A 23,992-nucleotide genomic window follows, 5' to 3' on the forward strand; every position below is an offset into this window, starting at 1 on the left:
TCACTGACGGTGAGGGATGTGCCGTGCGTACGACCGGACGGGCCCTGCGGGCAGGACGGCCGGGCGCACACGGAAACGGCCGCACGCGCGCGTGCCGCACGTCGGCGCCCCTCTCCGCGGTCGGGAACCCGGAGCGGTGGTCGCCTGGCGTCAGGCGGCGAGAGCGAGTGCGGTGGCGGTGGCCGGCGGGCCCCGGCGGATCACCGTGTGGTGCAGAGCGGCGGAACGGGGCGGGAGCGGGGCGAGCAGCGCGGTGCGCGCCAGGCGCGGGGCCCCTTCCGGCGCTCCCGGGAGCCCGGCGCGCAGGGCGCGCACCAGGGCGAGCGCCGCGCGGAGGGACCGTACGAGGGCGCCCTCGGCGATACCGTGCGCCGACAGTTCGGTCAGGCGCAGCAGGGCCAGATCACCGCGGCGCAGCAGCCATCCGGCGGCCAGCGCCGCGAGGACGTGGCCGAGCAGCATCGGCAGCGACGGCAGCAGGGACGCCGGGGCGTCCGCGGCGGCTTCCGTGTGGGTGGCGGTCGCGGTGTGGTGGACGCGCGCTTCGATGAGGACGCGCTCGGCCTGTGCGGGGCTGAGTCCCGCCGCGGTGGTTCCGCACAGCAGCCGCGCGGCCTGTTCGACCAGCGTGGCGTCGGAGAGCGCGGACGACGCCCCCGTGGCGGGTGCGCCGTGCTGTCCCAGGCCGAAGAGCGTGTGCAGGGCCGTCTGGCCGCACGCCAGCAGCAGCACGATGCCGGGCAGCGACCGTGCGCGCCCGGCGAGCGGAGCGGCGACCGCGAGGACTCCGAGGAAGCCCGCGCCCAGCGTCCACAGCGGTACGGCGGTGCGGGAGGCGAGCGTGTGACCTGCCCCGGCCAGCACGGCGCAGACCGCGGCGAACACCGCGGCCCGCAGGACCCGGACCCCTCGTCCGGAGCGCGCCGTGCGCGGGTGGGGGGCAGTCATGGCGCGCTCATCATCGCACCAGGCCACCGGCGGCCGTACGGCAGGTCCGCAAGATGAGGTACGACCGGAAGATCGCTTCTGTCGCGGAGTGCCCCACCTATACCGGTCGGCTCCACGGCACACCCGCCGTATGGGCGGTGTCACGTCAACTCCACGCTTACGGGTGAGGACTCAGGGCAATAGGTAACGGTATGTCGAGCCGCAGCCAGGAGGCTGGAGCATGAGCATCTGGTGGTCACTCCATCTGCGGCGCGATGCCGCCAGCGTGCCGCTCGCCCGGCGCCTGTTGCTCGGCGCCATGGAGACCGCGGGCGTCGACCCCGACGTCTCCTACGACCTCTCCGTCGCCCTCAGCGAGGCCTGCGCGAACGCGGTCGAGCACGGTGGGGACACCGCGCGGGGCGGCACCTCGGAGGCGTTCCGGGTGACCGCCTACCTCGACGGCGAGAAGTGCCGCATCGAGGTCGCCGACGCGGGTCCCGGCTTCCCCGGCGCGACCGGGAACCGCTCCCGCCCGCCGGCCCGCCCCGCGCCGTCCGACGCCGAGCACGGGCGGGGGCTGTGTCTCATCCGGGAGCTCGCCGACCACGTCCACATCGGCAACAAGCCGGGACGGGGCGGCGCGGTGGTGAGCTTCGACAAGATCCTCAAGTGGCGCGAGAACGCCCCGCTCGTCGCGGTGTAGCGACGGCCGGGCACGCGCGCGTGCCCGGCCGTCGTGTCGTGCGTCAGCCCTTCAGGGCGGCCATCCACGCCTCGACCTCGTCCGACCGGCGGGGCAGTCCGTCGGACAGGTTCCGGTTGCCGTCCGCGGTGACGAGGATGTCGTCCTCGATGCGGACGCCGATGCCGCGATACTCCTCGGGCACGGTGAGGTCGTCGGCCTGGAAGTACAGACCCGGCTCGACGGTGAGCACCATGCCGGGCTCCAGCGTGCCGTCGACGTACGTCTCGGTCCGCGCGGCGGCGCAGTCGTGGACGTCCATGCCGAGCATGTGGCCGGTGCCGTGCAGCGTCCAGCGGCGCTGCAGACCCAGCTCCAGCACCCGCTCCACCGGGCCCTCGACCAGGCCCCACTCGACGAGCCGCTCGGCGAGCACGCGCTGGGCGGCGTCGTGGAAGTCGCGGTACTTGGCGCCCGGCCTCACCGCCGCGATGCCGGCCTCCTGGGCGTCGTACACGGCGTCGTAGATCTTCTTCTGCAGCTCGCTGTACGTGCCGTTGACCGGCAGCGTGCGCGTGACGTCGGCCGTGTAGTACGTGTGCGTCTCCACGCCCGCGTCGAGCAGCAGCAGGTCGCCGGAGCGGACCGGGCCGTCGTTGCGCACCCAGTGCAGGGTGCAGGCGTGCGGCCCCGCGGCGCAGATGGAGCCGTAGCCGACGTCGTTGCCCTCCACACGGGCGCGCAGGAAGAACGTTCCCTCGATGTAGCGCTCGCTGGTCGCCTCGGCCTTGTCGAGGACCTTCACGACGTCCTCGAAGCCGCGCACGGTGGAGTCGACGGCCTTCTGCAGCTCGCCGATCTCGAAGTCGTCCTTGACCAGCCGCGCCTCGGAGAGGAAGACGCGCAGCTCCTCGTCGCGCTCGGCGGTGACCTTGTCGGTCAGCGCCGCCTCGATCCCGGCGTCGTGGCCGCGCACGACCCGCACCGGGCCGGTGGCCTCGCGCAGCGCGCCGGCCAGCTCGCGGACGTCGGAGGCGGGGATGCCGTACAGCCGCTCGGCCTCGGTGAGGGAGTGGCGGCGGCCGACCCACAGCTCGCCCTGGCCGTCCAGCCAGAACTCGCCGTTCTCACGGTTGGAGCGGGGCAGGAGGTAGATCGTCTCCCGGTGGCCGTCGGCCGTGGGTTCCAGGACGAGGACGCCGTCCTCGGTCTGGTTGCCGGTGAGGTAGGCGTACTCGACCGACGCGCGGAAGGGGTACTCCGTGTCGTTCGACCGCGTCTTCAGGTTGCCCGCGGGGACGACCAGACGCTCACCCGGGAAACGGGCGGAGAGCGCGGCGCGGCGGGCGGCGGTCTCCGCGGCCTGCGGGATCGGCCGCAGATCGTGCAGCTCGGTGTCGGCCCAGCCGCTCCTCATGCTCTCGGCCAGCTCGTCGGACACGCCCGGGTACAGGCCGTTCTTGCGCTGCTTGACGGGCTCTTCCTCGGCAGTCTCCGGGGTCTCCGGCAGCTCCTCGGCCACGGTCATCCTCCTCGATACGGCACTGGACCACCCCCCATCGTACGGTCGTGCGGAAACGGCCGAACGGGGCGCGGACCCGTGGCGGAGGGGGACGGGGAGACCCGCGGGGAGCTACTCGAACCGCGCCGCCAGCAGCACCACGTCCTCCCCGGAGTCCGCCGTGTCCGCGCCCTCGGGCAGCACCGTGCGCAGCACGTGGTCGGCGACGGCGCCGGGGTCGCGGCGCAGGGCCTTCGGCACCCCGGCCGCCGCCGCGTGCAGCCGCGCGAAGGCGCGGTCGGTCGGGTCGCCGGTGCGGTGCAGCAGCCCGTCGGTGTAGAGCAGGACCGTCTCCCCCGGCTCCGCCTGGACCTCCACGCTCGGCGCCTCCCAGCAGGCGAGCATGCCCAGGGGGGCGGAGACCGACGTCTCGACGAACTCGGTGCGGCGCTCGCCGAGCAGCAGCGGTGGACTGTGCCCGGCGCCGGCCAGCGTGATCCGGCGCAGCGCGGGTTCGCAGTAGCCGAACAGGGCGGTGGCCGACCGGGCGGGTTCGGTGAGCCGGAGCAGCAGCTCCAGGTCGGACAGGACGGCGACCGGGTCCTCGCCCTCCATCACGGCGTACGCGCGCAGCGACGCCCGCAGCCGGCCCATCGCCGCGACCGCGCCGGCCCCCGACCCGGTGACGGACCCGACGGCGAGACCGAGGGCGGCGTCCGGGAGCGGCAGCGCGTCGTACCAGTCGCCGCCCCCGTGCGGGGAGGTGCGGTGCCGCGCGGCGAGCCGGACGCCGGCGACCCGGGGGAGGCGGGAGGGCAGCAGTTCCTCGGCCATCGTGGCCATGCACGCGCGCGTGCGCTCGAGTTCGAGGAGCCGGGCCAGGTGCTCGGCGGCGTGGCGGACGTACAGGCCCACGAGGTGGCGCTGCCGCTTCGACGGCTCGGCCGGCTCGTCGTAGAGCCACACCGCGGCGCCCAGGCGTCCGGCGGTCCCGGCGGCGAGGGGAAGGGCGAAGCTGGCGGCGTACCCGAGGCGGGCGGCGACCTCGCGGTGCCGGGGGTCGAGCCCCTTCTCGGCGAACAGGTCGGGTTCGGCGACGCCGTCGTCGGCGCCGGGCAGTCCGTCGAGGATCCTGCCGTACGGCAGTGAGCCGCGCGGCACCGTCTCCATGTGGCCGAGATCCGCGCGGGCCAGGCCCAGGCCGATGGTGGGGGTCGGGCCGAGACCGTCGGCGGGCTCCAGGGTGACCAGACCGCGCCGCGCGCCCACCAGGGCGGCTCCCGCGCGCAGCAGTTCCCGGAGCGCCCCGTCGAGCGTGCTCGCGCGGGCCAGGCGTTCGGTGAGTTCGTGGAGGGTCGTGAGGTCGGAGACCCAGCCGGCGAGCCGGTCCTGGAGCAGCGCGCCCGGTGCGCTGCGGGGGTTTGCCGGGGGAGTCGGGGAGGTACTCGCGGTGACGGACGCGACAGTGTGTGCGGGTGAGGGAACCGTTGCATCGATTCCGGCCACTTTCGGAGGGTGCGGAGCGTTCATGGTGTCCGGCTTTCCGACCGGTACGTACTGCTCAAAAGCATCGCAAACCCCCATGTCATTCTGCGCCGCCGGCAGTGTCTCCACATGTACACGCACTCGTGAGGAGATGTCCAGCATTGTCCTGCGGGGATTCCTGGTGTCCGTGGGGCTGAAGGGAACTTTCTGCAGACCTCTTGCCGAAAGGTGAAGTTGGCTTGAAACTGCCTCAGGGGGAGGCTTATTGCGGTCGACTGGCCCTGCTCGACGGAGCGTCACAACGGTCGTGATGGGTACGTACTCGGTGAAGGCCAGGGGTGGTGGAGAACCGCTCGGGAACCTGGCGACGGACCCGGGCGTCTTAACCACCGACGACCGTGCCCCATCCTCCCGTGGCGGAGGCGGAGAGAAACACGCGCGACAGCAAACGCCAGACTTCGCCACCCCCACGCCACACCCGTACTTCCGAAAGACGCGGTACGGGTGGAACGGCCGCGGAGGCAGCCCATGCTCGGCCCATAGGGGTTCCCCCTGCCCTGTGCGGGGGTGTGATGCGCCCATAGGTACGCACAGTGAAGTGATCGACACATGACGTGATCTGGACCACGGTGTTGCCAGGCGTGCAACGGAAAGGAACGAGCGCTCATGCGCGAGATCCTCGGAAGGCGACGCAGGCTCCTGTCCCGGCGCGGCGACGGAGGGCCTGATCTGATCGGCGCGGCCCTGACCTTCGCCGCGGACTGGCAGTGGCCCGTACTCCCGGGCGTGGCGGCGGACCCGCAGGGCCGGTCCCGCTGCGCCTGCCCCGACCCCGAGTGCACGGTGCCGGGCGCCCACCCGTTCGACCCCGGCCTCCTCGCCGCCACCACCGACGCACGCATGGTGCGCTGGTGGTGGGGGAACCGGCCGGCGGCGCCGATCATCCTCGCCACCGGAGGCAAGGCCCCCTGCGCGGTGTCCCTGCCCGCCCTGCCGGCCGCCCGCGCCCTCGCCGCACTGGACCGCCGCGGCATGCGGCTCGGCCCGGTCGTCGCCTCGCCGGCCCGCTGGTCGATCCTGGTGAAGCCGTACTCCATGGAGCAGCTGGGCGAGCTGTTGTACGCCAAGGACTTCGTCCCCGGCTCCCTCCGCTTCCACGGCGAGGGCGGCTACATCGCGCTGCCCCCGTCCGAGACCGCGCAGGGCGAGATCCGCTGGGAGCGCGCGCCGCTGCCCGGCTCGGCCTCGCCGTGGGTGCCCGGTGTCGAGGCGGTGGTGGACGCCGCGGTCGACGCCCTCACCCGTAAGGGAGTGAGCGCGCCCGAGATGTAGCGGGCGCGCACGGCGCCCCGGCCGGGGCGCGGACCCGCCACCGCTGTGCCACCGGCGGGACGCGAGCGCCGCGCCCGGCCTCATGGGCCCGGCGGCGGACGCACCGCGCCGGGGACGGGCTGTTGTCACCGCGCGGGACGCCGGGCCTCGCCGGCGGCGCCGCAGGGGGGCGGACGCTGCCCTGCGGGAGCAACTCCCAAGCTGAAGCGGGCAGTTGGTGGGCAACCGCATTCCGTGGACGGCGACCGACACGCAAAGACCCGGTTGCTGGCGACGGGGGATGCACCAGCAACCGGGCTATGGGAACGGTAACAAGAGATCGGCGGTTCGCAAATTCGGTCTTGGCTTTTCCGGTCATCGATTGGCTTGCCGGGACCGGGAGTTGCGCAGGGACCGATGACGCACGACAGGGCGGTTCCGTCGGCCGGGCGGCCGGCGGAACCGGGCGTGCGGCCGCGCCTCAGCTCAGCGTCACCTGGCGGTTGGTCAGGCCGCCGCGCGCCCGGCGCTCGTCGGCGGTCAGCGGTGCGTCCGTGGCCAGCGCGGCGGCGAGCCGCTCGGCGAACTCGGCCGCCGGCTTCTCCACGTCCTCGGCGCCGACCCCGCTGGGCAGGTCCCAGACCGGCACGGTGAGCCCGTGGGCGCGGAAGGAGCCCACGAGACGGGTGCCCTCGCCGAGGGAGGAGCCCCCCGCCGCGTGCAGCCGCGCGAGAGCGTCCAGAAGCTGCTCCTCGGGGTGCGGCATGACCCACCGCAGGTGGTTCTTCTCGGGCGTCTCGCACCAGTACGCGGCGTCCGCGCCCGACAGCTTGACGGTCGGGATGACCGCGGCGTTGGCCCGCTCCAGGGAGGCGGCGACGTCCGGCGTGGCGTTCTCCGCGTCCGGGACCCAGAACTCGAACCCGCTGTGCACGACCGGCTCGAAAGCGCCCTCGGGGTCGAGCAGATCCTGCAGTCGGGGACCGTCGGCGGGAGCCCGCCGGGCCTGCACCGGCGTGCCCGGGTCCGCGGTGAGCGCGCGCTGCAGCGTGTCGGCGAGGTCGCGGCTGATGTCGCCGGAGGAGGTCTCGTTCTGCAGGCCGAGCAGGACCGAGCCGTCGTCGCGGCGCAGGGCGGGCCAGGCCATCGGCAGGACCGTGGCCAGCGTGACCGACGGGACGCCCTCGGGCAGGCCGCCCTTGAGCGTCAGCTCGACGGTGGCGGCCGGCACCAGCTCACGCAGCGCCACCCAGTCGCACTCGCCCGGCAGACCCTCGAACGGACGGTGCACCAGCTCGGTCACCGCGTGCGCGGCGGCACGGCCGTGGCAGGCCTTGTACCGGCGGCCGCTGCCGCACGGGCAGGGCTCGCGGGCGCCGACGACCGGGATCTGCCCGTCCGTGAGCTGCGGGCGCTTGGCCTTCGTCTGAGGTCGCTTCTTGGCCATCGTGGGTGTCTCCCGGTTACGGCTCGTCTCGTACGGGCGTGAGCCTAGCCGTTCACGCCACGGCCGACGGGAACCTGTGGACAACGTGCCGACCCGGGCACACCGCGGGCGGACACGGGGCCGCAGCGGTGCCGTGCCCGTAGCCCTCGGCCGGGTCGGCTCCCGGCCGGGGCCGCCCTGGCCCGGGGCCGCCCTCGGGCAAGGCCGCTCTCGGCCGGGGCCGTCCTCAGCCCAGGTCGTCGAAGACGTCCGTGAAGTTCAGCCCGGGCAGGCGGGAGACCGCGGGAGCCGTCACCCGCGCGGCGAAGTCCTCGCGCCGATGCCCGGTTTGGGCGTCCGGGTCGTACACGTCGTCGTGGACGACGACCCACACCGTGACCTCGCCCGGCACCTCGTCGCGCACGCCCCAGTCGTCGGCCAGCGCGGTGATGATGTTCAGCCCCCGGCCGCCGTGCGCCGTGACCGACGGGGTGGCCGGCGCCGGACGGGTCGGGCCGCCGCCGTCCGTGACCTCCACGACGAGCCGTCCGCACGGGTCCACCCGCCAGGCGGCGCGTACGTCCCCGTCCCCGGCCAGGGCCTCGCCGAGAGGCCGGCCGTGTTTGCACGCATTGCTCAGCAGTTCGGAAAGGATCAGCACGGCGTCGTCGACGACCGAGTCCGCCACCCCGCCGTCGCGCAGCTGCGCACGCATGCGGCGCCTCGCCGCCCCCACGCCGGCAGGGCCGTGGGGTACGGCCATGCTCGACGACGTGGGCACCTCCTGTGCCACCACCAACGCCACCCCCGAGACCTCCTTCGCCCCACGCCACGGTGTGGATGCCCCATGGGCCCGAACCGGAAACCGGCCGATCCGTGAGCGGTGACGCACTCCGAGCGACCGGATGCGCACCGAACGCGCCGGAGCACACCCCGTAGCCGTATGGCTGGATTTCGTCGATGTGGCCGAGAGGTGAGGATGCGCCGAAGTCGGGCACCGGGTCAAGACGCGTGCACGTCACTCCTGGGGCCGGTGGGACGGGTGGGGCGCCGCGCGGTCAGCGGCCGAGCTGATCGAGCACCGCGCGGGGGCGGTTGGTGATGAGGGCGTCCACGCCGAGACGCACGCAGAGCTCCACGTCCTCCGGCTCGTCCACGGTCCACACGTGCACCTGGTGCCCGGACTGCTTCAGGCGCTCGATGTACGCGGGGTGACCGCGCACGATGCGGATCGAGGGCCCCGCGATCCGCACGCCGGCGGGCAGCCTCCCGTCGCGCAGCCGAGGCGAGACGAACTGCGTCAGATGGACCGTGGGCAGCGTCGGCGAGGCTGCGCGCACGCGGTGCAGCGACCGCGCGGAGAAACTCATCACGCGCACCGGGGAGTCCTCCGCGGCGGTGGGCGCGTCGAGGCCGAACCGCTTGAGCAGGAGCAGCAGCCGCTCCTCCACCTGCCCCGCCCACCGGGTGGGATGCTTGGTCTCGATCGCCAGCTCGACCCGCCGCCCGGCGTCGGAGACCAGCTCCAGCAGCCGCTCCAGGGTGAGGACGGAGGTGGCCTCCCGGTCCTCCGGGCGGTGCTCCCAGTCGGGCTCCTCGACGCGTGGCCCCCCGGAGGCGTCGCGGCTCTTCCAGGAGCCGAAGTCCAGGGCGGCCAGATCGGAGAGCTCGAGCGCCGACACCGCACCGCGACCGTTGGACGTACGGTTGACGCGGCGGTCGTGGACGCACACAAGGTGACCGTCGGCGGTCAGGCGCACATCGCATTCGAGCGCGTCCGCACCGTCCTCGATCGCTTTGCGATACGCGGCCAGGGTGTGCTCGGGAGCCTCCTCGGAGGCCCCGCGGTGCGCGACGACTTGGGTCAGGTGCTGCCGTGCGTGGGTCACCGCGTCATGGTGCCACCGCGCACGGGTAGACGGGTGCTCGGAGTGGTGTGAACGACGTCGCTGTCCGGTCGGAGGCATCGAGTGGCGCGCCTTACGTGAGTAATGCCCTATATAAAGAATGGCCCCGGACCCACAGGAACGGCTTATGGTGCCCTGACGGCCCGTGGGAAAAGCTGACGTCATACAAAAGGACGTGCACAGCTGCATCGCGCCGGACTCGTGGACGGGCGTGAACGAGCGTGACCGAATGCGACCGACCAACAACAGCCGTGGATCGAGGAGAGAAGCTGTGAGCACCGAGAACGAGGGCACCGCGGTACCCCCCGCCCCGTCCGCACCGCCGCCCACGCCGGTGGATGCTCCCGCTGCCTCGGCGCACCAGGGGCACCCGGCCCCGGGGGCGGCTCCGGACCCTGGGTGGACCGCACCGCCGGTGGCGCCCGCTCAGAGCGCGAACCAGGGGCACGGCTCCGCTCCCCAGGGCCCGGCGGGCGAGACCGGCTGGGGCCCGCACGGCGCCCACGGAGGCCAGGACCCCACCCCTTCCTCCTCCGCCCCCGATGCCTCCTGGCCCCCGCCCCCTCCGCCGTCCACCCCGTCGTACGGCGACGGTGGCGCCGGGTACGGCCAGGGCGGCTGGGGCTCCCCGCCGCAGCAGCCGGCGCCGAAGAACGGCGGCGGGCGCGGCCGTATGGTCGCCGCGGTCCTGGCGGCCGCGCTGGTCGCGGGCGGCGCGGGCGGCGGCCTCGGCTACACGCTGGCCAAGGAGAACGACAGCAACGGCTCCACGACCGTCTCGGCGTCCGCCAGCGGCGGCAACGTGAAGCGCGACCCGGGCACGGTCGCCGCCGTGGCCGCCAAGGCGCTGCCGAGCACGGTCACCATCGAGGCCGAGAGCAGCAGCGGCGAGGGCGGCACCGGCACGGGCTTCGTCTTCGACACCCAGGGCCACATCGTCACCAACAACCACGTCGTGGCCGAGGCCGTCGACGGCGGCAAGGTGACGGCGGCCTTCCCCGACGGCAAGAAGTACGACGCCGAGGTGGTCGGCCACGCACAGGGTTACGACGTCGCCGTCATCAAGCTGAAGAGCGCCCCCTCGGACCTGAAGCCGCTCACCCTCGGCAACTCCGACGACGTGGCCGTCGGCGACTCGACGATCGCGATCGGCGCGCCCTTCGGCCTGTCCAACACGGTGACGACGGGCATCATCAGCGCGAAGAACCGCCCGGTCGCCTCCAGCGACGGCGCCGGCAGCCAGGCGTCGTACATGAGCGCCCTGCAGACCGACGCGTCCATCAACCCGGGCAACTCCGGCGGTCCGCTGCTCGACGCCCAGGGCAACGTGATCGGCATCAACTCCGCGATCCAGTCCACCAGCAACGGCGGCTTCGGCACGGGGCAGGCCGGCTCCATCGGCCTGGGCTTCGCCATCCCGATCAACCAGGCCAAGTACGTCGCCCAGGAACTGATCAAGACGGGCAAGCCGGTGTACGCCAAGATCGGCGCGTCGGTCTCCCTGGAGGACACGGCGGGCGGCGCGAAGATCACCGAGCAGGGCGCGGGCGGCTCCGAGCCCGTCGACCCCGGTGGCCCCGCCGACAAGGCCGGCCTGCGGCCCGGTGACGTCATCACCAAGCTCGACGACCGGGTCATCGACTCCGGCCCCACCCTGATCGGCGAGATCTGGACCCACAAGCCGGGCGACAAGGTCACGATCACCTACAAGCGCGACGGCAAGGAGCACACCGCGGAGCTCACCCTGGGCTCCCGCACGGGTGACAGCTGACCTCACCCCCGGACCCCGGACCCGTTACCCTTGTCCCCGCGCCGCCGATCACCGGCAGGCGCGGGGAGGCGTGCCCGAGCGGCCGAAGGGAACGGTCTTGAAAACCGTCGTGGCAGCGATGTCACCGTGGGTTCAAATCCCACCGCCTCCGCCGGCTGAGCAGTGAGAACGGCCCCTGGCCAGGAACATCGGTCGGGGGCCTTCCCCATGCGCGGTACCTGCTGGCGACCATGGCTCCCCGTGAGTTACCGGTCTATCGGGCACGGATGGGGCACGGCTTCAGTCGCCCTGGAACCACAGATAGCTGCCTGGGGTGCTCGCGCACTGCTCTAGCAACCTTGCAAGGTCGTCCAGGGCAGCGAGCTGACGGTCATCGGTGCACCGTTGCCGTAGAGCGGGGATCTCACCGAGAGCAACGGCAGCCACCTGCTCGTTCATTAGAGCGTCCCCGTACAGATCTACGGCGGTCAGCCGCCCAGGCACTCCGAGCAACTGGAGCGAGCCGATCGCATCGGCCAAAGCGTCCCCGTGCCCGTACGAACTCTGTAGCAGCGTCGCTCGGGACTTGCGCCAGTTACGCGCTGGCCGTGCTGAGTGCAGCTCCACGTCTATCCCCACGGGCTCATGATGCCTGCTACAGAGGCTCAGCATCTGATCCGTAGCTCTATGTGGATCGGTCGCGAACGGTCGTACCGGCCGCTCTACGGCCCTAAGGGACGCTATCGGGTGACGTCGGTTCCTGCGGTTGCTGTACTTCGCTGCTGTACAGCAGAGGAGCTGCGCTCAGCTCGACACTGCCCCGCCCGCGAAGCCGACTGCAAGGTCTCCCAGTACGTCACAAAGGGCGCTCGCCCACTGCTTCATCCTGCTCGACTTAGGTTCATCAGCCATACGGCTCTCCTCGTCGTTCGTCTCCATGGTCTGGTCGTCGTTGTTCAACTTCGATGCCAGGACCTTGCAGATGACGGCCGCGGAGAGGGACAGTGCGAGACCCGGCAGTGCCGAGCTGAGCACAGCTCCAAGGCAATCTTACGGCCTGACGCAGCGTTCGACGCCCAGACCTGTCTTCCGTCGTGCAGGGGAACTGGGATGAGGCCCAACCGAGAACGTTTACGGTCGGGCCTCATCTTTATCAGGTCGATCATGGGTAGCCGACGACATCGACCTGCTCGCGTACGGCCTCGGTTGGTCGTCCGTTGAGAACCGGGTCTGACTGCTGCTATCCGTACCTGTTGGTGTCAGGCGCTGATGTCAGCGACTCAACCTCTACTTGACACGTGGCGCTGGCGGCTCTACTCGGCTTCATCGCTGTTCACAGAGCGGGAGGCACCCTCAGCGTTACTAGGGGAGTCACCCCTTGCGTTTGTCCGAATCGTGTGCAATGCCATCAGGGCTGTAATCAAGCTCGCTACTGCGGTGACCAGACCAGTAATGGCACTGATGATCCCGATAATGGCGGATACCGCCACCGGTTGACTGTCACTGCCGGAACCTTCACTGAAGGCTGAAGTGCCGAAGAGGTCAGGGATGAGTAGCAATCCAAGGGCGATCAATACAGTCGAAAGGGCGAGCAACCCGCGCGCGACGCCCCAGAGATGGTTGCTCTTCATCCTTGAGACGGTACAGGGGCTGTGTAGCGGGAGACGGCGAATTGGACAGGAGCTGATTCCTCACCCGTGGGGACTGCCTTGACCCACCACTCACCTCTGCTCCCATCCCGTCCGCCGTCGACCCACACACCGTGGAGCGGGCGTGGTTCAGGGCGTCCAGGTGGAGCGCGCCACTGCACGAACGACCTGGACGCCCTGGGCCGCGTCTGCTCGGCTCTGCCTGGGTCGGCGGTGGACGGGATGGGAGCACTCCACGCGCACCCCTACGGGCCCGCGGTCGGCGACGGCGCCCTCTCCATCCCGGTGCCGGCCGATCCCCCGCCGGAGGCATCGTCTGTGACCGCAGGTCCCCCTGTGCGGTGCTCGCCTTATGGCCTTCGGCCCAACCCAGTAGTGGGCGCGCGTCGGCGCAGCGCGGGCGGAGCGGGCCGAAGGCAGGAGCGGCGCCCGGAGCGGAGCCGGGAAGCGCGCCCGGCGGAGCGGAGCGTAGCCGGGGCTTGATGAGGTAGAGAAACCTGTAACAGCTCTCGCTCTTACCCGGGTCAAGCCGAAGGCACGTCAGTGGTCAGGAGTCGGCTCGTGAATCCGGCTTGGCACAGGCGCTCGTACGCCTCGGCCACGTCGGCGGGTACCGGTTGGCTGATCATGAAGCCCTGCTCGGGGTAGACCATCAGTCGCTGGAGCGCGCCGACCAGCATGTCGATCACCAAGCGGGCGTCGCCGATGGAGTCGATGTACTCGTCGAGCGTCATCGGAGTGGAAGCGCTGACGATCTCGACTTCGGGCCAGAGCTTGCGTGCGGTGGCGTACGCTCGCCGCTCCTCGTAGGGCTTGCTGATCAGGAGCACCGAGGACACCTCGATGCCGGCCTCTTCCAACACCTCTCGCGAGAAGCGGATGTTCTCGCCTGTGTTGCGGGCGCGTGGTTCAACGAGAACAGCCGTGCTGGGGACACCGAGCTCCAGTGCTCGTTCCTGGTAGTGGACGGCTTCGCCGCGGGGCATGCGTTCCCGTGTCGTGGGGCTGGTGGCGCCGGTGAACAGGAGCAGGGGGGCCATGCCGCGCTTGTACAGGTCCACTGCCGTGTCGGCTACGCCCAGGTCGTGGCTGCCGAGTCCGATGGCAACCGAGCACGGCCGGGGCGAGTGGCCCATCTGCTGGTAGTCCCACACGCGCCGGGCGTCTGCCCAATCCTGTGTCGAGATCACTGCTGACCTTCCCTGTCGTTCGCCGAGTCGGGCACCTTGAAGTCGTACTCCCACGCGAAGCGCGATGCCGCGTGTACCCCGATGGCGAACTCCACGACGGTCCCGTCGGCGGTGTAGGTCGTCCGATGCAGCTCGACGACCGGTTCGCCCGGCGGTAGCTGGAGCTGCTTCACCTCGTCCGGGGTGGCGGCACGGGCGAACAGTCGCTCCCTCATGTGATCGATCTCGTAACCCGCGTCGTACAGCACGCGAAATCCGCCGCCCCGGCCGGCGGGCCCTGGCGTGGGGTCCACCAATCGCGTACCTTCCACGTGCTCGGGCCGGTAGTAGCTGGTCAGCGTGTGCGTCGGCTGGTCGCCTTCCTTCACCAGCCGCGCGCGGGCGTAGACCTCGGCGCCTTCGGGGAGTCCATGCGCGGCTGCCACCTCCGGCGGCGCTACGACGCGACTGACCGTCTGGGTCTGCTCGTTCCGGCGGTACCCCCGTCCGGAGGCCACGCGGTCCGCGATGAAGGCGACCTCGTCGCCGTCCCGCCACTTGGCTTTGTCGTAGCGGGCGATGCCCAAGCGCTTGAGGGGAACTTGCTGGCGCACGACGGTGCCGTGGCCGCGCGACGAGGTGACCAGACCTTCGGCTTCCAGTGCCTTGTAGGCGGCGTGCACGGTGGATTTGGAGCCTTCGCCCGCCTCGACAAGCGTCCTGATGTGCGGAAGCTGCTGGCCAGGGGCGTATTCGCCCCTTCTGATCTGCTCGGCCAGCTTGTCTGCCAGCTCTCGCCACTTGGGCGCCATCTAGAACCCCTCTCAACGAGGTCCAGTGAAACATAGTCCCAGGACTGTTGACAGTCCTGGGACTGCGGTGCACTATCTCTCTCAGTGACTCGCAGTCCTAGGACAGCGGGCATCTTGCGGCCCTATCGGGCTGCTCCGACATCAACGCTGGGAGTACTGATGCCGTCCTTCAAGATCGACACTTCGACCGCCATGGTGTTCGTGGCGACCGCGCCGGAACCGAAGGTGAAGAACTTCGCGACCGGCGAGCGAGCCGTGAACCAGGAGGGCCGGCCGCTGTCCACCGTGGGCCTGCTGGTCTCGGACGAGGGGGAGGGCAACCTCCTGAAGGTCGCGATTCCCGAGAACGGTTACCCGGAAGGACTCGTGCCGGGCATGCCGGTGAAGGTGGTCGGCCTCAAGGCCCGTGACTGGGAGAACGTGATCAAGGGCGAGAAGCGTTCGGGTATCTCGTTCAGCGCGGTCGCGATCACCCCGGCGGCCTGACCATGAGTGACCTGTCGATGTGGCTGGAGGCCACGGGAGCCTTAGCGGGGGCCAGTGGTCTCGGGTACGCGAAGGTACGCGCCCCGCGCGTGTACTGGTCGCTGGTCGGGATGCCGGTCACCTGGGGCCGGTTCACCTTCTCCTACCGGTCGACCATGGACGTGTGCGGGCTGACGGTGCAGCCGTCCGGCCTACGGGCGTTCATGACCCGTAACGTCGCCCGCCGCGAGGTGCAGCCGGTCCCGCCGAAGATCCGCCAGGTGCGGCCCACCTCGACCGGCCTGCGGGTCACCCTGCGTCTTCCGGCCGGCCTGGAGCCTGCCGACGTGATCGCCTCCTCCGAGCGGCTGCGGCACGCCTGGGGAGTGCACTCCGTGACCGTGGTGGAGACCAAGCCGGGGTTCGTGGAACTGCGCATGACCGGCTATGACGTGCTGCGCCGAGTGCGCATGCCGCGCCATGCCGCTCCGCACGACCTGGTGGTGCCGGTGGCACTGCGGGAGGACGGGACCGCCTTCGAGCGGGACTACCGCAAAGCCCCGATGGCGCTCACCCTGGGCGCGAACCACTCGGGCAAGTCGATGTACCTGCGAAACCTGATCAAAGGACTGGCGCAACTGCCGGTGGCGCTGGTCGGGATCGACTGCAAGCGCGGTGTCGAGCAGAGGGCGTTCGCGCCCCGGCTGTCGGCGCTGGTCACCACCCCCGATGACGCCGCCGCGCTGCTCGCGGTGCTGGTGTCGGAGATGGAGGACCGCTTCGACCTGCTGAGCGGGCACGGCGTCTCCGACGTGTGGGAGCTGCCCGCCGGTCTGCGGCCGGTGCCGGTCGTGGTCCTGGTCGACGAGGTGGCGGAACTGTTCCTGATCTCCTCGAAGAAGGATGAGGAACGCCGCGAGAAGATCGTGACCGCGTTGATCCGGCTGGCGCAGATGGCCCGCGCGGTCGGGATCCACCTGGAGGTCTGCGGGCAGCGCTTCGGCTCCGACCTGGGCAAGGGCGCCACCATGCTCCGCGCCCAGCTCACCGGCCGCGTGGTGCACCGCGTCAACGACAAGCAGACCGCGGAAATGGGCCTGGCCGACGTCGCCCCGGACGCGGTGCCGGTCGCGAGCCTGATCCCGATGGAACGTCCCGGCACGGCTGTCGCGGCGGACTCCACGGGTGGCTGGTCGAAGATCCGCACCCCGAACACGTCCCGCGCGGACGTCGTCGCGGTCTGCCGGAAGTTCGCTCACCTGGTCCCGGACTTTCCCGCCCTCGAACCGTTCCGCCCCTATGTGCCCGCCGAGGCGTCGGCGACCGGTCCGTCGCTGGTCAAGCCCCGCCCGGTCACCGACTGACACCGCCCGGGGCCGGGTGGCCGGACACCTGCTCCCCGCCCGCCCCTGGCCCGACACCCCCTCGAAGGGAGGTGCCCCATGCCCCGCTCGATCCGCCTGGACGCCGTCCTCGTCCAAGCCGTCATCGCCGGTGCGCTGTCCTTCGCCCACCTGCACGACCTGGCCGCCGCTGCCGGACAGGACGGCTGGAAAGCATGGGCCTACCCGGTCTCGGTCGACCTGCTCCTCGTCGCCGCATGGCGCCGACTGCGCACCGCCCGCCGGGACCGCTCGGCCTGGACCTGGTTCGTCATCGCCCTGACCGCGTCCCTCGGCGCGAACGTCGCGACCGCCGGCCTCCTCGACCTCGACCAGGTGCCCGCCTGGCTGCGCATCCTCGTCGCAGGATGGCCCGCGTTGGCCTTCCTCGGCGGAACCCTCCTGGTCCACACCCCCACCGAACCAGCCGCCCCCGAGCTGCCCGTGGACGACGAACCAGCCGTGCCGGAAGCCGAGACGCACCGCGCCGACGACCCTGACCCCGTCCCGCCCGCGGCTCCCGCGCCGGAACTCGCACCGGCCCCACCACAGCCCGCCGCGCCGGTCGTCCCGGCCGCGCTGCTCGACCACGCCCGGAAGATCGCCGACGCACACCGCGCCTCGACCGGCACGCCGATGCCCACCGACGCCCTGTCGGCCCGGCTCGGCCTGCCCGCCCCGATGGGCGACGCCATCGCCGCACAACTCCAACTCACCTGATCGGAAGGGAGATCGCCCCATGTACCGGTCCTTCGACTGCGCCGCCGACTTCATCGACGCGGCCCGCGAGATGGCCGTCACCGGCCGCCCCGCCCTGGCCCGGCTGCTCGCCGAGGAAGCCGCCGACCGCACCCCGGACGCCGACGCCGCCGCCCGCATCCTCGCCGCGTTCCCCGGCCCCAGCCCCCGACAGGAGGGCTGACCTCATGGCCGTGTACCGCCGCTTCCGTGACCGCGTCCGCATCGGCCCCGTGCAGGTCGCCACGTACTACGACGGCCGGGGCCGTGACCGGCACACCGCCGCCTGCACCGCCCCCGGCTGCGGCTTCTCCGCCGACTACCGGGACCGCGCCGGCGCCGAACTCGCCGCCCGTACCCACCGCTGCAAGGCATAGGAGGACCGCGCGTCATGGACGTTCCACTCTGGCTCGCCCTGCTCGCCGTCGGCTTCCTCGGCGTCAAGCTCATCCGCCCGCCGTGGTGGCTCGTGGCCGTGCTCCTCCTGGGCGGCTATCTCCTCGCCGACAGCATCCTTGCTCCCGCCCTCGCCACCGTCGTCAAGTAAGGAGACCCGCTCATGTTCCGACCCAAGCTCCCGTCCATGCCCCAGCCCACTGGCCGGGGCACCCCGCCCGCGGTCGTCGTCGAGCCGACCACCATCACCCCCGGCACGCCGGCCTCGTCGCCTACACCGGACGCCCCGGCTCCGGTCGCGTCCCGGCCCACGGTCCAGCTCACCCCCGGCAGCGCGCTCGCCCTCGCCGCCGGCGGTGGTGCCGTGGTCCTGGTCGTCGGCGCGGTCCTGGTCTCCATGCTCCTCGCGGTCGCCATCACCGGCGTGTCCGTCGCCCTGGTCGCCGTCGTCCTGCGCCTGCTCGTCAACGACATGCACAAGGGGCGATGAGCCATGGAAACCGTGATCGCCGCCGCGTTACCGGCGCTCGGCTGGGCCGTCCACGGCGGACTGCTCCTGCGCCGCCTGGCCACCGCTCGCCGCGACCCGCTGACCGGCCTGCACACCCGCGCCGGATGGACCGCCCGCGCCGAACACCTGCTCACCCGGCACCCGGCCGCGCTGGTCGCCCTGATCGACCTGGACGACTTCAAGGCCATCAACGACACGTACGGCCATGCCGCCGGTGACGCCGTCCTCGCCACGACCGCCCGCCGACTGCGCGACTGGTGCGGACGCCACGGCGTCGCCGCCCGTCTCGGCGGAGACGAGTTCGCCGCCATCGTCACCGACCCCGCTCACACCCCCGGCGCGACCGCGCTGCAAACGGCTCTCGCCCGGCCTGTGGCCCATGACGGGCACCTGTTGCCGGTCTCCGCCTCGGTGGGCCTCTGCCACCGCACCGACCTGCCGGTCACCGCCCTCACCGACGCACTGTCTGCAGCCGACGCCGGCATGTACGCGGCCAAGGGCCACGGAAGGCGCAACGTCCACAACTGACCAACCCCCGGAGCGGCCTCGGTCGCCAAACTTCCGCCGCTCCGGGCGCCTGCCCCATTCCAGATCCAACGGACCCGAAAGGGAAACCTCATGATGCCCCAGCACGCCCGGAACACGCGCGTCTGCCGCGACTGCGACGGCTTCGCCACCGCCGCGGTCACCACCGGCGCTCGCCACGCCGACGGCACCCGCGCCACCCTCCGCATCGCCTGCCCCACCTGCAAGGGCACTGGCCACACCATCCCCGCCGGCGTCGTCCGGGTCGGGAGGTGACCGCGTGACCGACGCCGCCACCATGGCGGGCCTGGACCCGGCCACCCTCGCCGATGTGCTGAGGCTGGCCGGGACCACCGGCTTCGACCGCGTCCAGGACCAGATCCGCCGTACCGGCGGCTGCTCCGACCCGATCCACCTGATGGGCTCGACCGTCACCCGCGACGCCGCGACCGGGCACGTGTTGCACGCGTACTCGACCGACACCGAACCGGGCGGGCGGCTTCGCGTCGCCTGCGGTAACCGCCGTGCCTCGCGCTGCCCGGCCTGCGCCTGGACGTACGCGGGCGACACCTACCACCTGATCCGCGCGGGCCTCGTCGGCGACCCAGCCAAGGGCACCCCCGAGACCATCCGCGACCACCCGCGGGTGTTCGCCACTCTCACCGCGCCCTCGTTCGGCCCGGTCCACAACCGGCCCGGTGACCGGCCCTGCCGCTGCGGCGTCCGCCACGGCGAGGACGCTCCCGAGCTGGGCACCCCGCTCGATCCAGAGTCGTACGACTACGCGGGCGCCGTGTTGTGGAACAACCACGCCTGCGAGCTGTGGCGCTACTTCACGATCTACCTGCGCCGGGAGATCGCCAAGCGGGCCGGGCTCACACAGAAGGACGCCCGCGAAGCCTCGCGCGTCGCCTTCGGCAAGGTCGCCGAATATCAGAAGCGCGGGGCGGTGCACTTCCATGCCGTGATCCGCTTCGACGGACCTGACGGGCCCGAAGATCTCCCGCCCGCGTGGGCCACCCTCGACCTGCTCACCGACGCGATCCATGCTGCCGCCGCTCGCGTGACAGTCGACGTCCCCGCCGCCGGGGACCAGCCGGCCCGCACGCTGCGGTGGGGCACCCAGCTCGACGTACGGCCCATCCGCGCCTTCGGCGACGGCGAGGAGATCAGCGAACAGGCAGTCGCCTCCTACGTCGCCAAGTACGCCACGAAAGCGGCCGAGACCACCGGCACCGTCGACCGCCGCATCGGCAACAAGGAAGCCCTCGCCCTGCTCAGCGTCCCCGACCACCCGGCCCGGCTCATCGCCGCGTGCCTCGACCTGCACGCGCTCTATCCGGACCGCAAGTTGCGCGACTGGGCTCACATGCTCGGCTTCCGCGGCCACTTCTCCACCAAGTCCCGCCGCTACTCCACCACTCTCGGTGCCCTGCGCCAGGTCCGCGCCGACTACCGCGCCACCCAACAACGCGCCGCCCTCGGCCTGCCCGACCCCGACGACGAGGAGGCGACCACCCTGACCCTCGCCCACTGGACCTACGCCGGCCACGGCCACACCCCCGGCGAATCCTGGCTCGCCGCGAACATCCGCCGGGACCTGCAAGCAAGCCGCGAACTCGCACGCGAAGCACTCACAGACATGCGCTCGGAAGGGGAGGACTGGTGACCATGGACCGACTGCTCACCGTGCAGGAAGTCGCCGAGCGCCTCGGTACGGGCGTGCGGTTCCCCCGGCGGCTCATCGAGGAGCGGCGGATCACCTTCGTCAAGGTCGGCCGACACGTCCGTATCCCTGAGAGTGCGGTGAACGCCTTCGTGGATGCCCACACCGTGCAGCCGGTCCCCCTGCGTCCGGTGGCTCTGCGGGGTGCTGCCTGATGGCGTCGAAGCGTAGATCCCGCCGACCGTTCGGCCGGGTTCGTAAGCTCCCGTCCGGTCGCTTCCAGGCTCGCTATCCGGGACCGGACGGCGTGTTGCGGCCTGCGGATCGGACGTTCGCCACGTCGACGGACGCCGACCGGTGGCTCATGCGGAAGCGCATCGAAATCGAAGAGGGCCGCTGGCTCGACCCCGCCGAGGGGCGGACGACCGTGCGGGACTGGTCCGCTCGCTGGCTGGCCGCCGTCGCTCCGCAGCTGAAGCACAAGACGCAAGCGACGTACCGGTCGTTGATCAACTCACGGATCAACCCGGCGCTCGGCGACCGGGAGTTGTCGAGCCTGCGGCCGATCACGGTCACTGAGTGGGTGGCCGCGATGCGCACCGAGGGTCTGAGTGCCTCGCGCATCCGCCAGGCGTACCGGGTGCTGTCGCAGATCATGGCGTCGGCCGTGGACAACGACCTGATTTCGCAGACTCCTTGCCGTGGCGTCCGGCTTCCACGTATGCCGCAGACCGAACCGCACATCGTCACGCCGCTGGAGGCTTCGGGCATCGTCCGCGCTGCTGAGAAACCGCACGACCTGTTGATCGCGCTGCTCGCCTTCGCCGGTCTGCGGGTGGGGGAGGCGTTCGCGCTTCGGCGCTCGGACGTCGACGTCGCCGGCGGCTTCCTCCTGGTCGACGAGAACCTTGCCGAGGCGAACGGCACCCTCGTCTTCGACACACCGAAGTCTCATCAGAAGCGGCTCTTGCGGCTGGCTCCCTCCCTGGCGAAGCGGCTCGGGTCCTACCTCGAGGAGCTGCCCGGCGGGGAAGACGCGCTGTTGTTCACCACGCCCGCGGGCAAGCCGCTGCGCTACAACCAGTGGCGCAAGGCGTACTTCGACCCTGCCGTCTCGGCGGCCGGCCTCACCGACGTGACTCCGCACGACCTCCGGGCCTCCCACGGAACGTGGGTCGCCGACCGGTACGGCGTCATGACCGCCGCGCATCGGCTCGGGCACTCGAACGCAAGCGTGACGACCCGGCACTACGCCCGCCCAGTTGCCGGCCGCGACGACCAGGTGGCCGAAGCCTCCGACGCGTGGTTCGGCGGGCACGACGACGCCCATGGGACACGTAGGGGGCACGATGACGACGAGGACGGCTCCGCGGACGTGCCTGCACGCCTCTGACCTGCGGTGCAGCGGTCAACGGCCGTGATCGCCGAAAGGTCTTGAAAACCGTCGTGGCAGCGATGTCACCGTGGGTTCAAATCCCACCGCCTCCGCGCAGGTCATAGACACGGCAGGTCGGAAGGGGCACCCCTCCCCGAGGGGTGCCCCTTCCGCTGCTTCCCGCGGGCGTGTCCGTTCCGTTCGTGGATCAGGGGCGCTCGCGTGCGGCCGGGTTGTTCAGGCAGAGCGCGATGTTCCGGACCGCGGCGGTGAGTTCCTCGATCACCCGGGCCGCCTGTTCGGCGTTGTGGAAGGACGGGCCGCCCGCCAGCGCCAGGTCCAGTTCCTGCGCGGTCCGGAGGGCCGGCTCGAGGACCTCGGCGGAGGGGGAGGCGGGTGCGGACGCCTCGGCCGCGGCGACGGGCACGCTCGTGACGGCCGGGGGAAGGGGCCCCGGCGGCACCGGGTCCGTCACGGGCGCGCCGGTGACCGCGGGCGCCGGCTCGGGCGCGACCGGTGGTGCCGACGGACCGGCCGGCGGCGTGCCGGCCCCCGGTTCTCCCCGGTGCCCGTCGGACGGGGCGGGGAGGACGCCGAAGTCGCCGGTCACGGAGGCGCATTCCTCCTCCCCCGGCCGCGACGGCACGGGGCGCGGGTCCGGGCAGGTGTGCCGGTCGCGCGGGGGGACGTCCGGCGCATGCCGCGTCCGGGGGAGCACGAAGTGCTCGAAACCCGGGAACGAGGGTGTGGCGGAGTGCGTGGAGGGGCGCGGGCTGTACTCGGCCTGCCACTGCATGCGGTAGCGGTCGACCTGGTCGGCGCAGGCGGTGCGGGCGTGGAAGACGGCCGTGTCCTCACCCAGGTCCGGGTACCAGAGGTTCGGGCCCGGGAAGCGCACGGTCCGCACCCGCGGCCTGATGGGCTCGGCGCACCCCATGCAGCAGCCCTCCGGCACCATGAGCGGGATGCCGCCGTCCTGCTCCGGCCAGCGGGGGCCGCCCTCCCAGCGGTACTCCCCGTGGCGGCAGGGCGGCAGCTCACCGCAGGCGCGGCAGACGGCATAGTGCTCGGGGAGGACCCGCCAGTCGTGGCTGGCGGGAGCGCACCAGTGCTTCGGCGTGGAACGGGGCAGGTTCTCGTTGCGCAGCACCAGGACCACCGGGCGCTTGTAGAACTCGGCCCGCTCGGGGGCCGGTTTGACCGCCTGGTTGTTGGCCCGCCGCAGTTCGTTGGCGTGCCACCACAGTTCCACGTGGTCGCGCCACGCCTTCTCGTAGGAGTCCGGCCACCAGTCGTTCGGGTAACCGTTGATCTCCAGGATCCGCCACCCCTGCCGGTCCAATACCACGATGGAGCCGGCCCGCAGTCGCATGTGCGTTCCGTTGTCCCCCTCGTCCGGCCAGTCGTGGCGGCCGATACGAGTGGGCTGGTCTGGGAGCCACCTGCGAACCTGCATGTCATGCTCCTCGGCAATGAAACTTCATAGTTTCAACTGGGGCAGTGGGCAACATTCTGAACAATCAGGACGTTTGGGGCGGTGTAGACACGCGCACACCGCTGACAGCAGATGATCGAAAACGCCTTCCGCGATACCGTTTTCTTTCGCGCGGACCCCTTTCACCAGGCTTTTCCGCATCCGGGGTCATCGTCGGATCAGATCTCCGCGAGGCCCGGGACAGCGGTTCCGTACCCCGGTGACGGGGCCCGACGCTCACCCGTACGTGTGATGACGCTCGGGCTGCGGCCCCTCCGTACGTGTGCATCACCCCGCGCAACCGTCACCCGCGCAGCCGTCACCCCGCGCCCGGAGTGATCCGGACGCCGGTCCTCGGAGTTCTTCGTCCTCGGCCGGCCGTTCCCAGGACAGGTCCCGCAGCGAGGGCTCCGCGTCGCAGCCGGACGGTACGCGCGGGGAGGGCTGGAACCGGACGACGGTGAGGCGGGAGCGGTACAGGGAACGGTCGCGGGCCGGGTCGAGCGCCTCGGACCGGAAGCCGCCGACGCACGTCACGGCGGGCAGCGCCTCCACGGGGACGAAGGCGCCCGCGTACTGGTCGGGGTACTCGCGCGGAGGCGGGACCGGGTGGACCGGAGCGCCGGGGAAGGCGTGCTCGGCGGACCGGAGCAGCCGCTCGATCCTCCGGTCGTCCAGGGGCTTGCACGGGTAGCCCTCGGGCGGCCCGCCGTACGTCGACGACATCCGCAGCTCGGAGAGGTCGACCGGGCGGCCGGAGTCGAGGAGGACGCGGGCGAGACATGGTCGGTGCCGGGGAACGGTGGTGCATCGGGGTCTTTCGGCTTTCGCGGGGAGC

25 protein-coding genes, 1 tRNA gene and 1 pseudogene are annotated in these 23,992 nt (G+C 71.6%); 16 read left to right on the forward strand and 11 right to left on the reverse strand.

Features of this window, described 5'->3' with window-relative positions; all coding sequences use genetic code 11:
- Positions 1–150: 150 nt before the first annotated feature.
- Positions 151–948 carry a membrane protein gene (locus ADK41_RS29495; protein WP_030820247.1) on the reverse strand — a complete coding sequence of 266 codons (798 nt, stop codon included), beginning with the start codon at positions 946–948 and terminating at the stop codon, positions 151–153.
- Between the two features lie 220 nt (positions 949–1,168).
- On the opposite strand from ADK41_RS29495, the gene ADK41_RS29500 reads away from it, so the two are divergent.
- Positions 1,169–1,633, forward strand: coding sequence for an ATP-binding protein (locus ADK41_RS29500; RefSeq protein WP_030820249.1), 465 nt, complete (start codon positions 1,169–1,171; stop codon positions 1,631–1,633).
- Positions 1,634–1,676: 43 nt separating this feature from the next.
- Here the strand turns inward: ADK41_RS29500 and ADK41_RS29505 are convergent, their stop codons facing one another.
- Both ADK41_RS29505 and ADK41_RS29510 read right to left on the reverse strand, forming a co-directional pair.
- Positions 1,677–3,134 carry an aminopeptidase P family protein gene (locus ADK41_RS29505; protein ID WP_106979377.1) on the reverse strand — a complete coding sequence of 486 codons (1,458 nt, stop codon included), beginning with the start codon at positions 3,132–3,134 and terminating at the stop codon, positions 1,677–1,679.
- 111 nt (positions 3,135–3,245) lie between these two features.
- The gene (locus ADK41_RS29510; RefSeq protein WP_078661805.1) at positions 3,246–4,760 is read right to left on the reverse strand and encodes a PP2C family protein-serine/threonine phosphatase; all 1,515 of its coding nucleotides are present in this window, start codon (positions 4,758–4,760) and stop codon (positions 3,246–3,248) included.
- A 504-nt stretch (positions 4,761–5,264) separates the two neighbouring features.
- Here ADK41_RS29510 and ADK41_RS29515 point away from each other — a divergent pair.
- Complete coding sequence (locus tag ADK41_RS29515) at positions 5,265–5,930, forward strand: bifunctional DNA primase/polymerase (protein WP_030820255.1); 666 nt, start codon at positions 5,265–5,267, stop codon at positions 5,928–5,930.
- Between the two features lie 460 nt (positions 5,931–6,390).
- Here the strand turns inward: ADK41_RS29515 and ADK41_RS29520 are convergent, their stop codons facing one another.
- From ADK41_RS29520 to ADK41_RS29530, 3 genes are all read right to left on the reverse strand, one after another.
- The gene (locus ADK41_RS29520; protein ID WP_030820257.1) at positions 6,391–7,356 is read right to left on the reverse strand and encodes a DUF5926 family protein; all 966 of its coding nucleotides are present in this window, start codon (positions 7,354–7,356) and stop codon (positions 6,391–6,393) included.
- Positions 7,357–7,582: 226 nt separating this feature from the next.
- Positions 7,583–8,227, reverse strand: a complete 645-nt coding sequence (locus ADK41_RS29525) for an ATP-binding protein (protein ID WP_030820259.1) — start codon at positions 8,225–8,227, stop codon at positions 7,583–7,585.
- A 166-nt stretch (positions 8,228–8,393) separates the two neighbouring features.
- Complete coding sequence (locus tag ADK41_RS29530) at positions 8,394–9,224, reverse strand: glycerophosphodiester phosphodiesterase (RefSeq protein ID WP_030820261.1); 831 nt, start codon at positions 9,222–9,224, stop codon at positions 8,394–8,396.
- Positions 9,225–9,513: 289 nt separating this feature from the next.
- On the opposite strand from ADK41_RS29530, the gene ADK41_RS29535 reads away from it, so the two are divergent.
- Together ADK41_RS29535 and ADK41_RS29540 are read left to right on the forward strand one after the other, a co-directional pair.
- Positions 9,514–11,013, forward strand: coding sequence for a S1C family serine protease (locus ADK41_RS29535; protein WP_030820263.1), 1,500 nt, complete (start codon positions 9,514–9,516; stop codon positions 11,011–11,013).
- A gap of 64 nt (positions 11,014–11,077) precedes the next feature.
- Positions 11,078–11,164, forward strand: a tRNA-Ser gene (locus tag ADK41_RS29540).
- A 1,141-nt stretch (positions 11,165–12,305) separates the two neighbouring features.
- On the opposite strand, the gene ADK41_RS41835 is transcribed toward ADK41_RS29540, so the two are convergent.
- The 3 genes from ADK41_RS41835 to ADK41_RS29560 all read right to left on the reverse strand — a co-directional run bounded on the left by ADK41_RS41835 (position 12,306) and on the right by ADK41_RS29560 (position 14,622).
- Positions 12,306–12,623 carry a hypothetical protein gene (locus tag ADK41_RS41835; protein ID WP_158717636.1) on the reverse strand — a complete coding sequence of 106 codons (318 nt, stop codon included), beginning with the start codon at positions 12,621–12,623 and terminating at the stop codon, positions 12,306–12,308.
- Positions 12,624–13,165: 542 nt separating this feature from the next.
- The gene (locus tag ADK41_RS29555) at positions 13,166–13,831 is read right to left on the reverse strand and encodes a YdcF family protein (protein WP_030820269.1); all 666 of its coding nucleotides are present in this window, start codon (positions 13,829–13,831) and stop codon (positions 13,166–13,168) included.
- Positions 13,828–14,622, reverse strand: a complete 795-nt coding sequence (locus ADK41_RS29560; RefSeq protein WP_030820271.1) for a GntR family transcriptional regulator — start codon at positions 14,620–14,622, stop codon at positions 13,828–13,830. The genes ADK41_RS29555 and ADK41_RS29560 overlap by 4 nt, the downstream gene beginning before the upstream one ends.
- Before the next feature lie 159 nt (positions 14,623–14,781).
- Here ADK41_RS29560 and ADK41_RS29565 point away from each other — a divergent pair, with 159 nt between their 5' ends.
- From ADK41_RS29565 to ADK41_RS29615, 12 genes are all read left to right on the forward strand, one after another.
- Positions 14,782–15,108 (forward strand): hypothetical protein, encoded by a 327-nt coding sequence (locus tag ADK41_RS29565; protein ID WP_030820273.1) that lies wholly within the window; start codon positions 14,782–14,784, stop codon positions 15,106–15,108.
- A 2-nt stretch (positions 15,109–15,110) separates the two neighbouring features.
- Positions 15,111–16,451 (forward strand): FtsK/SpoIIIE domain-containing protein, encoded by a 1,341-nt coding sequence (locus tag ADK41_RS29570; RefSeq protein WP_030820275.1) that lies wholly within the window; start codon positions 15,111–15,113, stop codon positions 16,449–16,451.
- A gap of 78 nt (positions 16,452–16,529) precedes the next feature.
- Entirely contained in the window at positions 16,530–17,189 is a 660-nt protein-coding gene (locus ADK41_RS29575; protein ID WP_030820277.1) for a DUF2637 domain-containing protein, read from the forward strand.
- 19 nt (positions 17,190–17,208) lie between these two features.
- Entirely contained in the window at positions 17,209–17,391 is a 183-nt protein-coding gene (locus ADK41_RS29580) for a hypothetical protein (RefSeq protein WP_030820280.1), read from the forward strand.
- A 4-nt stretch (positions 17,392–17,395) separates the two neighbouring features.
- Entirely contained in the window at positions 17,396–17,584 is a 189-nt protein-coding gene (locus ADK41_RS29585; RefSeq protein WP_030820282.1) for a mobile element transfer protein, read from the forward strand.
- A 14-nt stretch (positions 17,585–17,598) separates the two neighbouring features.
- Entirely contained in the window at positions 17,599–17,754 is a 156-nt protein-coding gene (locus tag ADK41_RS41240; protein WP_106979371.1) for a hypothetical protein, read from the forward strand.
- A 12-nt stretch (positions 17,755–17,766) separates the two neighbouring features.
- The gene (locus ADK41_RS29590; RefSeq protein WP_030820284.1) at positions 17,767–18,093 is read left to right on the forward strand and encodes a hypothetical protein; all 327 of its coding nucleotides are present in this window, start codon (positions 17,767–17,769) and stop codon (positions 18,091–18,093) included.
- 3 nt (positions 18,094–18,096) lie between these two features.
- Positions 18,097–18,642: a GGDEF domain-containing protein gene (locus ADK41_RS29595; protein WP_030820286.1), complete on the forward strand. Its 546-nt coding sequence runs from the start codon at positions 18,097–18,099 to the stop codon at positions 18,640–18,642.
- A 93-nt stretch (positions 18,643–18,735) separates the two neighbouring features.
- Complete coding sequence (locus ADK41_RS29600) at positions 18,736–18,915, forward strand: hypothetical protein (RefSeq protein ID WP_030820289.1); 180 nt, start codon at positions 18,736–18,738, stop codon at positions 18,913–18,915.
- Between the two features lie 4 nt (positions 18,916–18,919).
- Positions 18,920–20,308, forward strand: coding sequence for a replication initiator protein RepSA (gene repSA / locus ADK41_RS29605; RefSeq protein WP_030820291.1), 1,389 nt, complete (start codon positions 18,920–18,922; stop codon positions 20,306–20,308).
- Between the two features lie 2 nt (positions 20,309–20,310).
- Positions 20,311–20,520: a helix-turn-helix domain-containing protein gene (locus tag ADK41_RS29610; RefSeq protein WP_030820293.1), complete on the forward strand. Its 210-nt coding sequence runs from the start codon at positions 20,311–20,313 to the stop codon at positions 20,518–20,520.
- Positions 20,520–21,698, forward strand: coding sequence for a tyrosine-type recombinase/integrase (locus ADK41_RS29615; protein ID WP_030820295.1), 1,179 nt, complete (start codon positions 20,520–20,522; stop codon positions 21,696–21,698). Before ADK41_RS29610 ends, ADK41_RS29615 begins: the two co-directional genes overlap by 1 nt.
- A gap of 190 nt (positions 21,699–21,888) precedes the next feature.
- On the opposite strand, the gene ADK41_RS29620 is transcribed toward ADK41_RS29615, so the two are convergent.
- Positions 21,889–23,136, reverse strand: a complete 1,248-nt coding sequence (locus ADK41_RS29620; RefSeq protein WP_030820297.1) for a hypothetical protein — start codon at positions 23,134–23,136, stop codon at positions 21,889–21,891.
- A gap of 375 nt (positions 23,137–23,511) precedes the next feature.
- Positions 23,512–23,965, reverse strand: a pseudogene (locus tag ADK41_RS29625) (hypothetical protein); the annotation flags it as partial.
- Positions 23,966–23,992 lie beyond the last annotated feature (27 nt).

This window comes from Streptomyces caelestis (assembly GCF_001279005.1).
Classification (GTDB): Bacteria; Actinomycetota; Actinomycetes; order Streptomycetales; family Streptomycetaceae; genus Streptomyces; species Streptomyces heliomycini.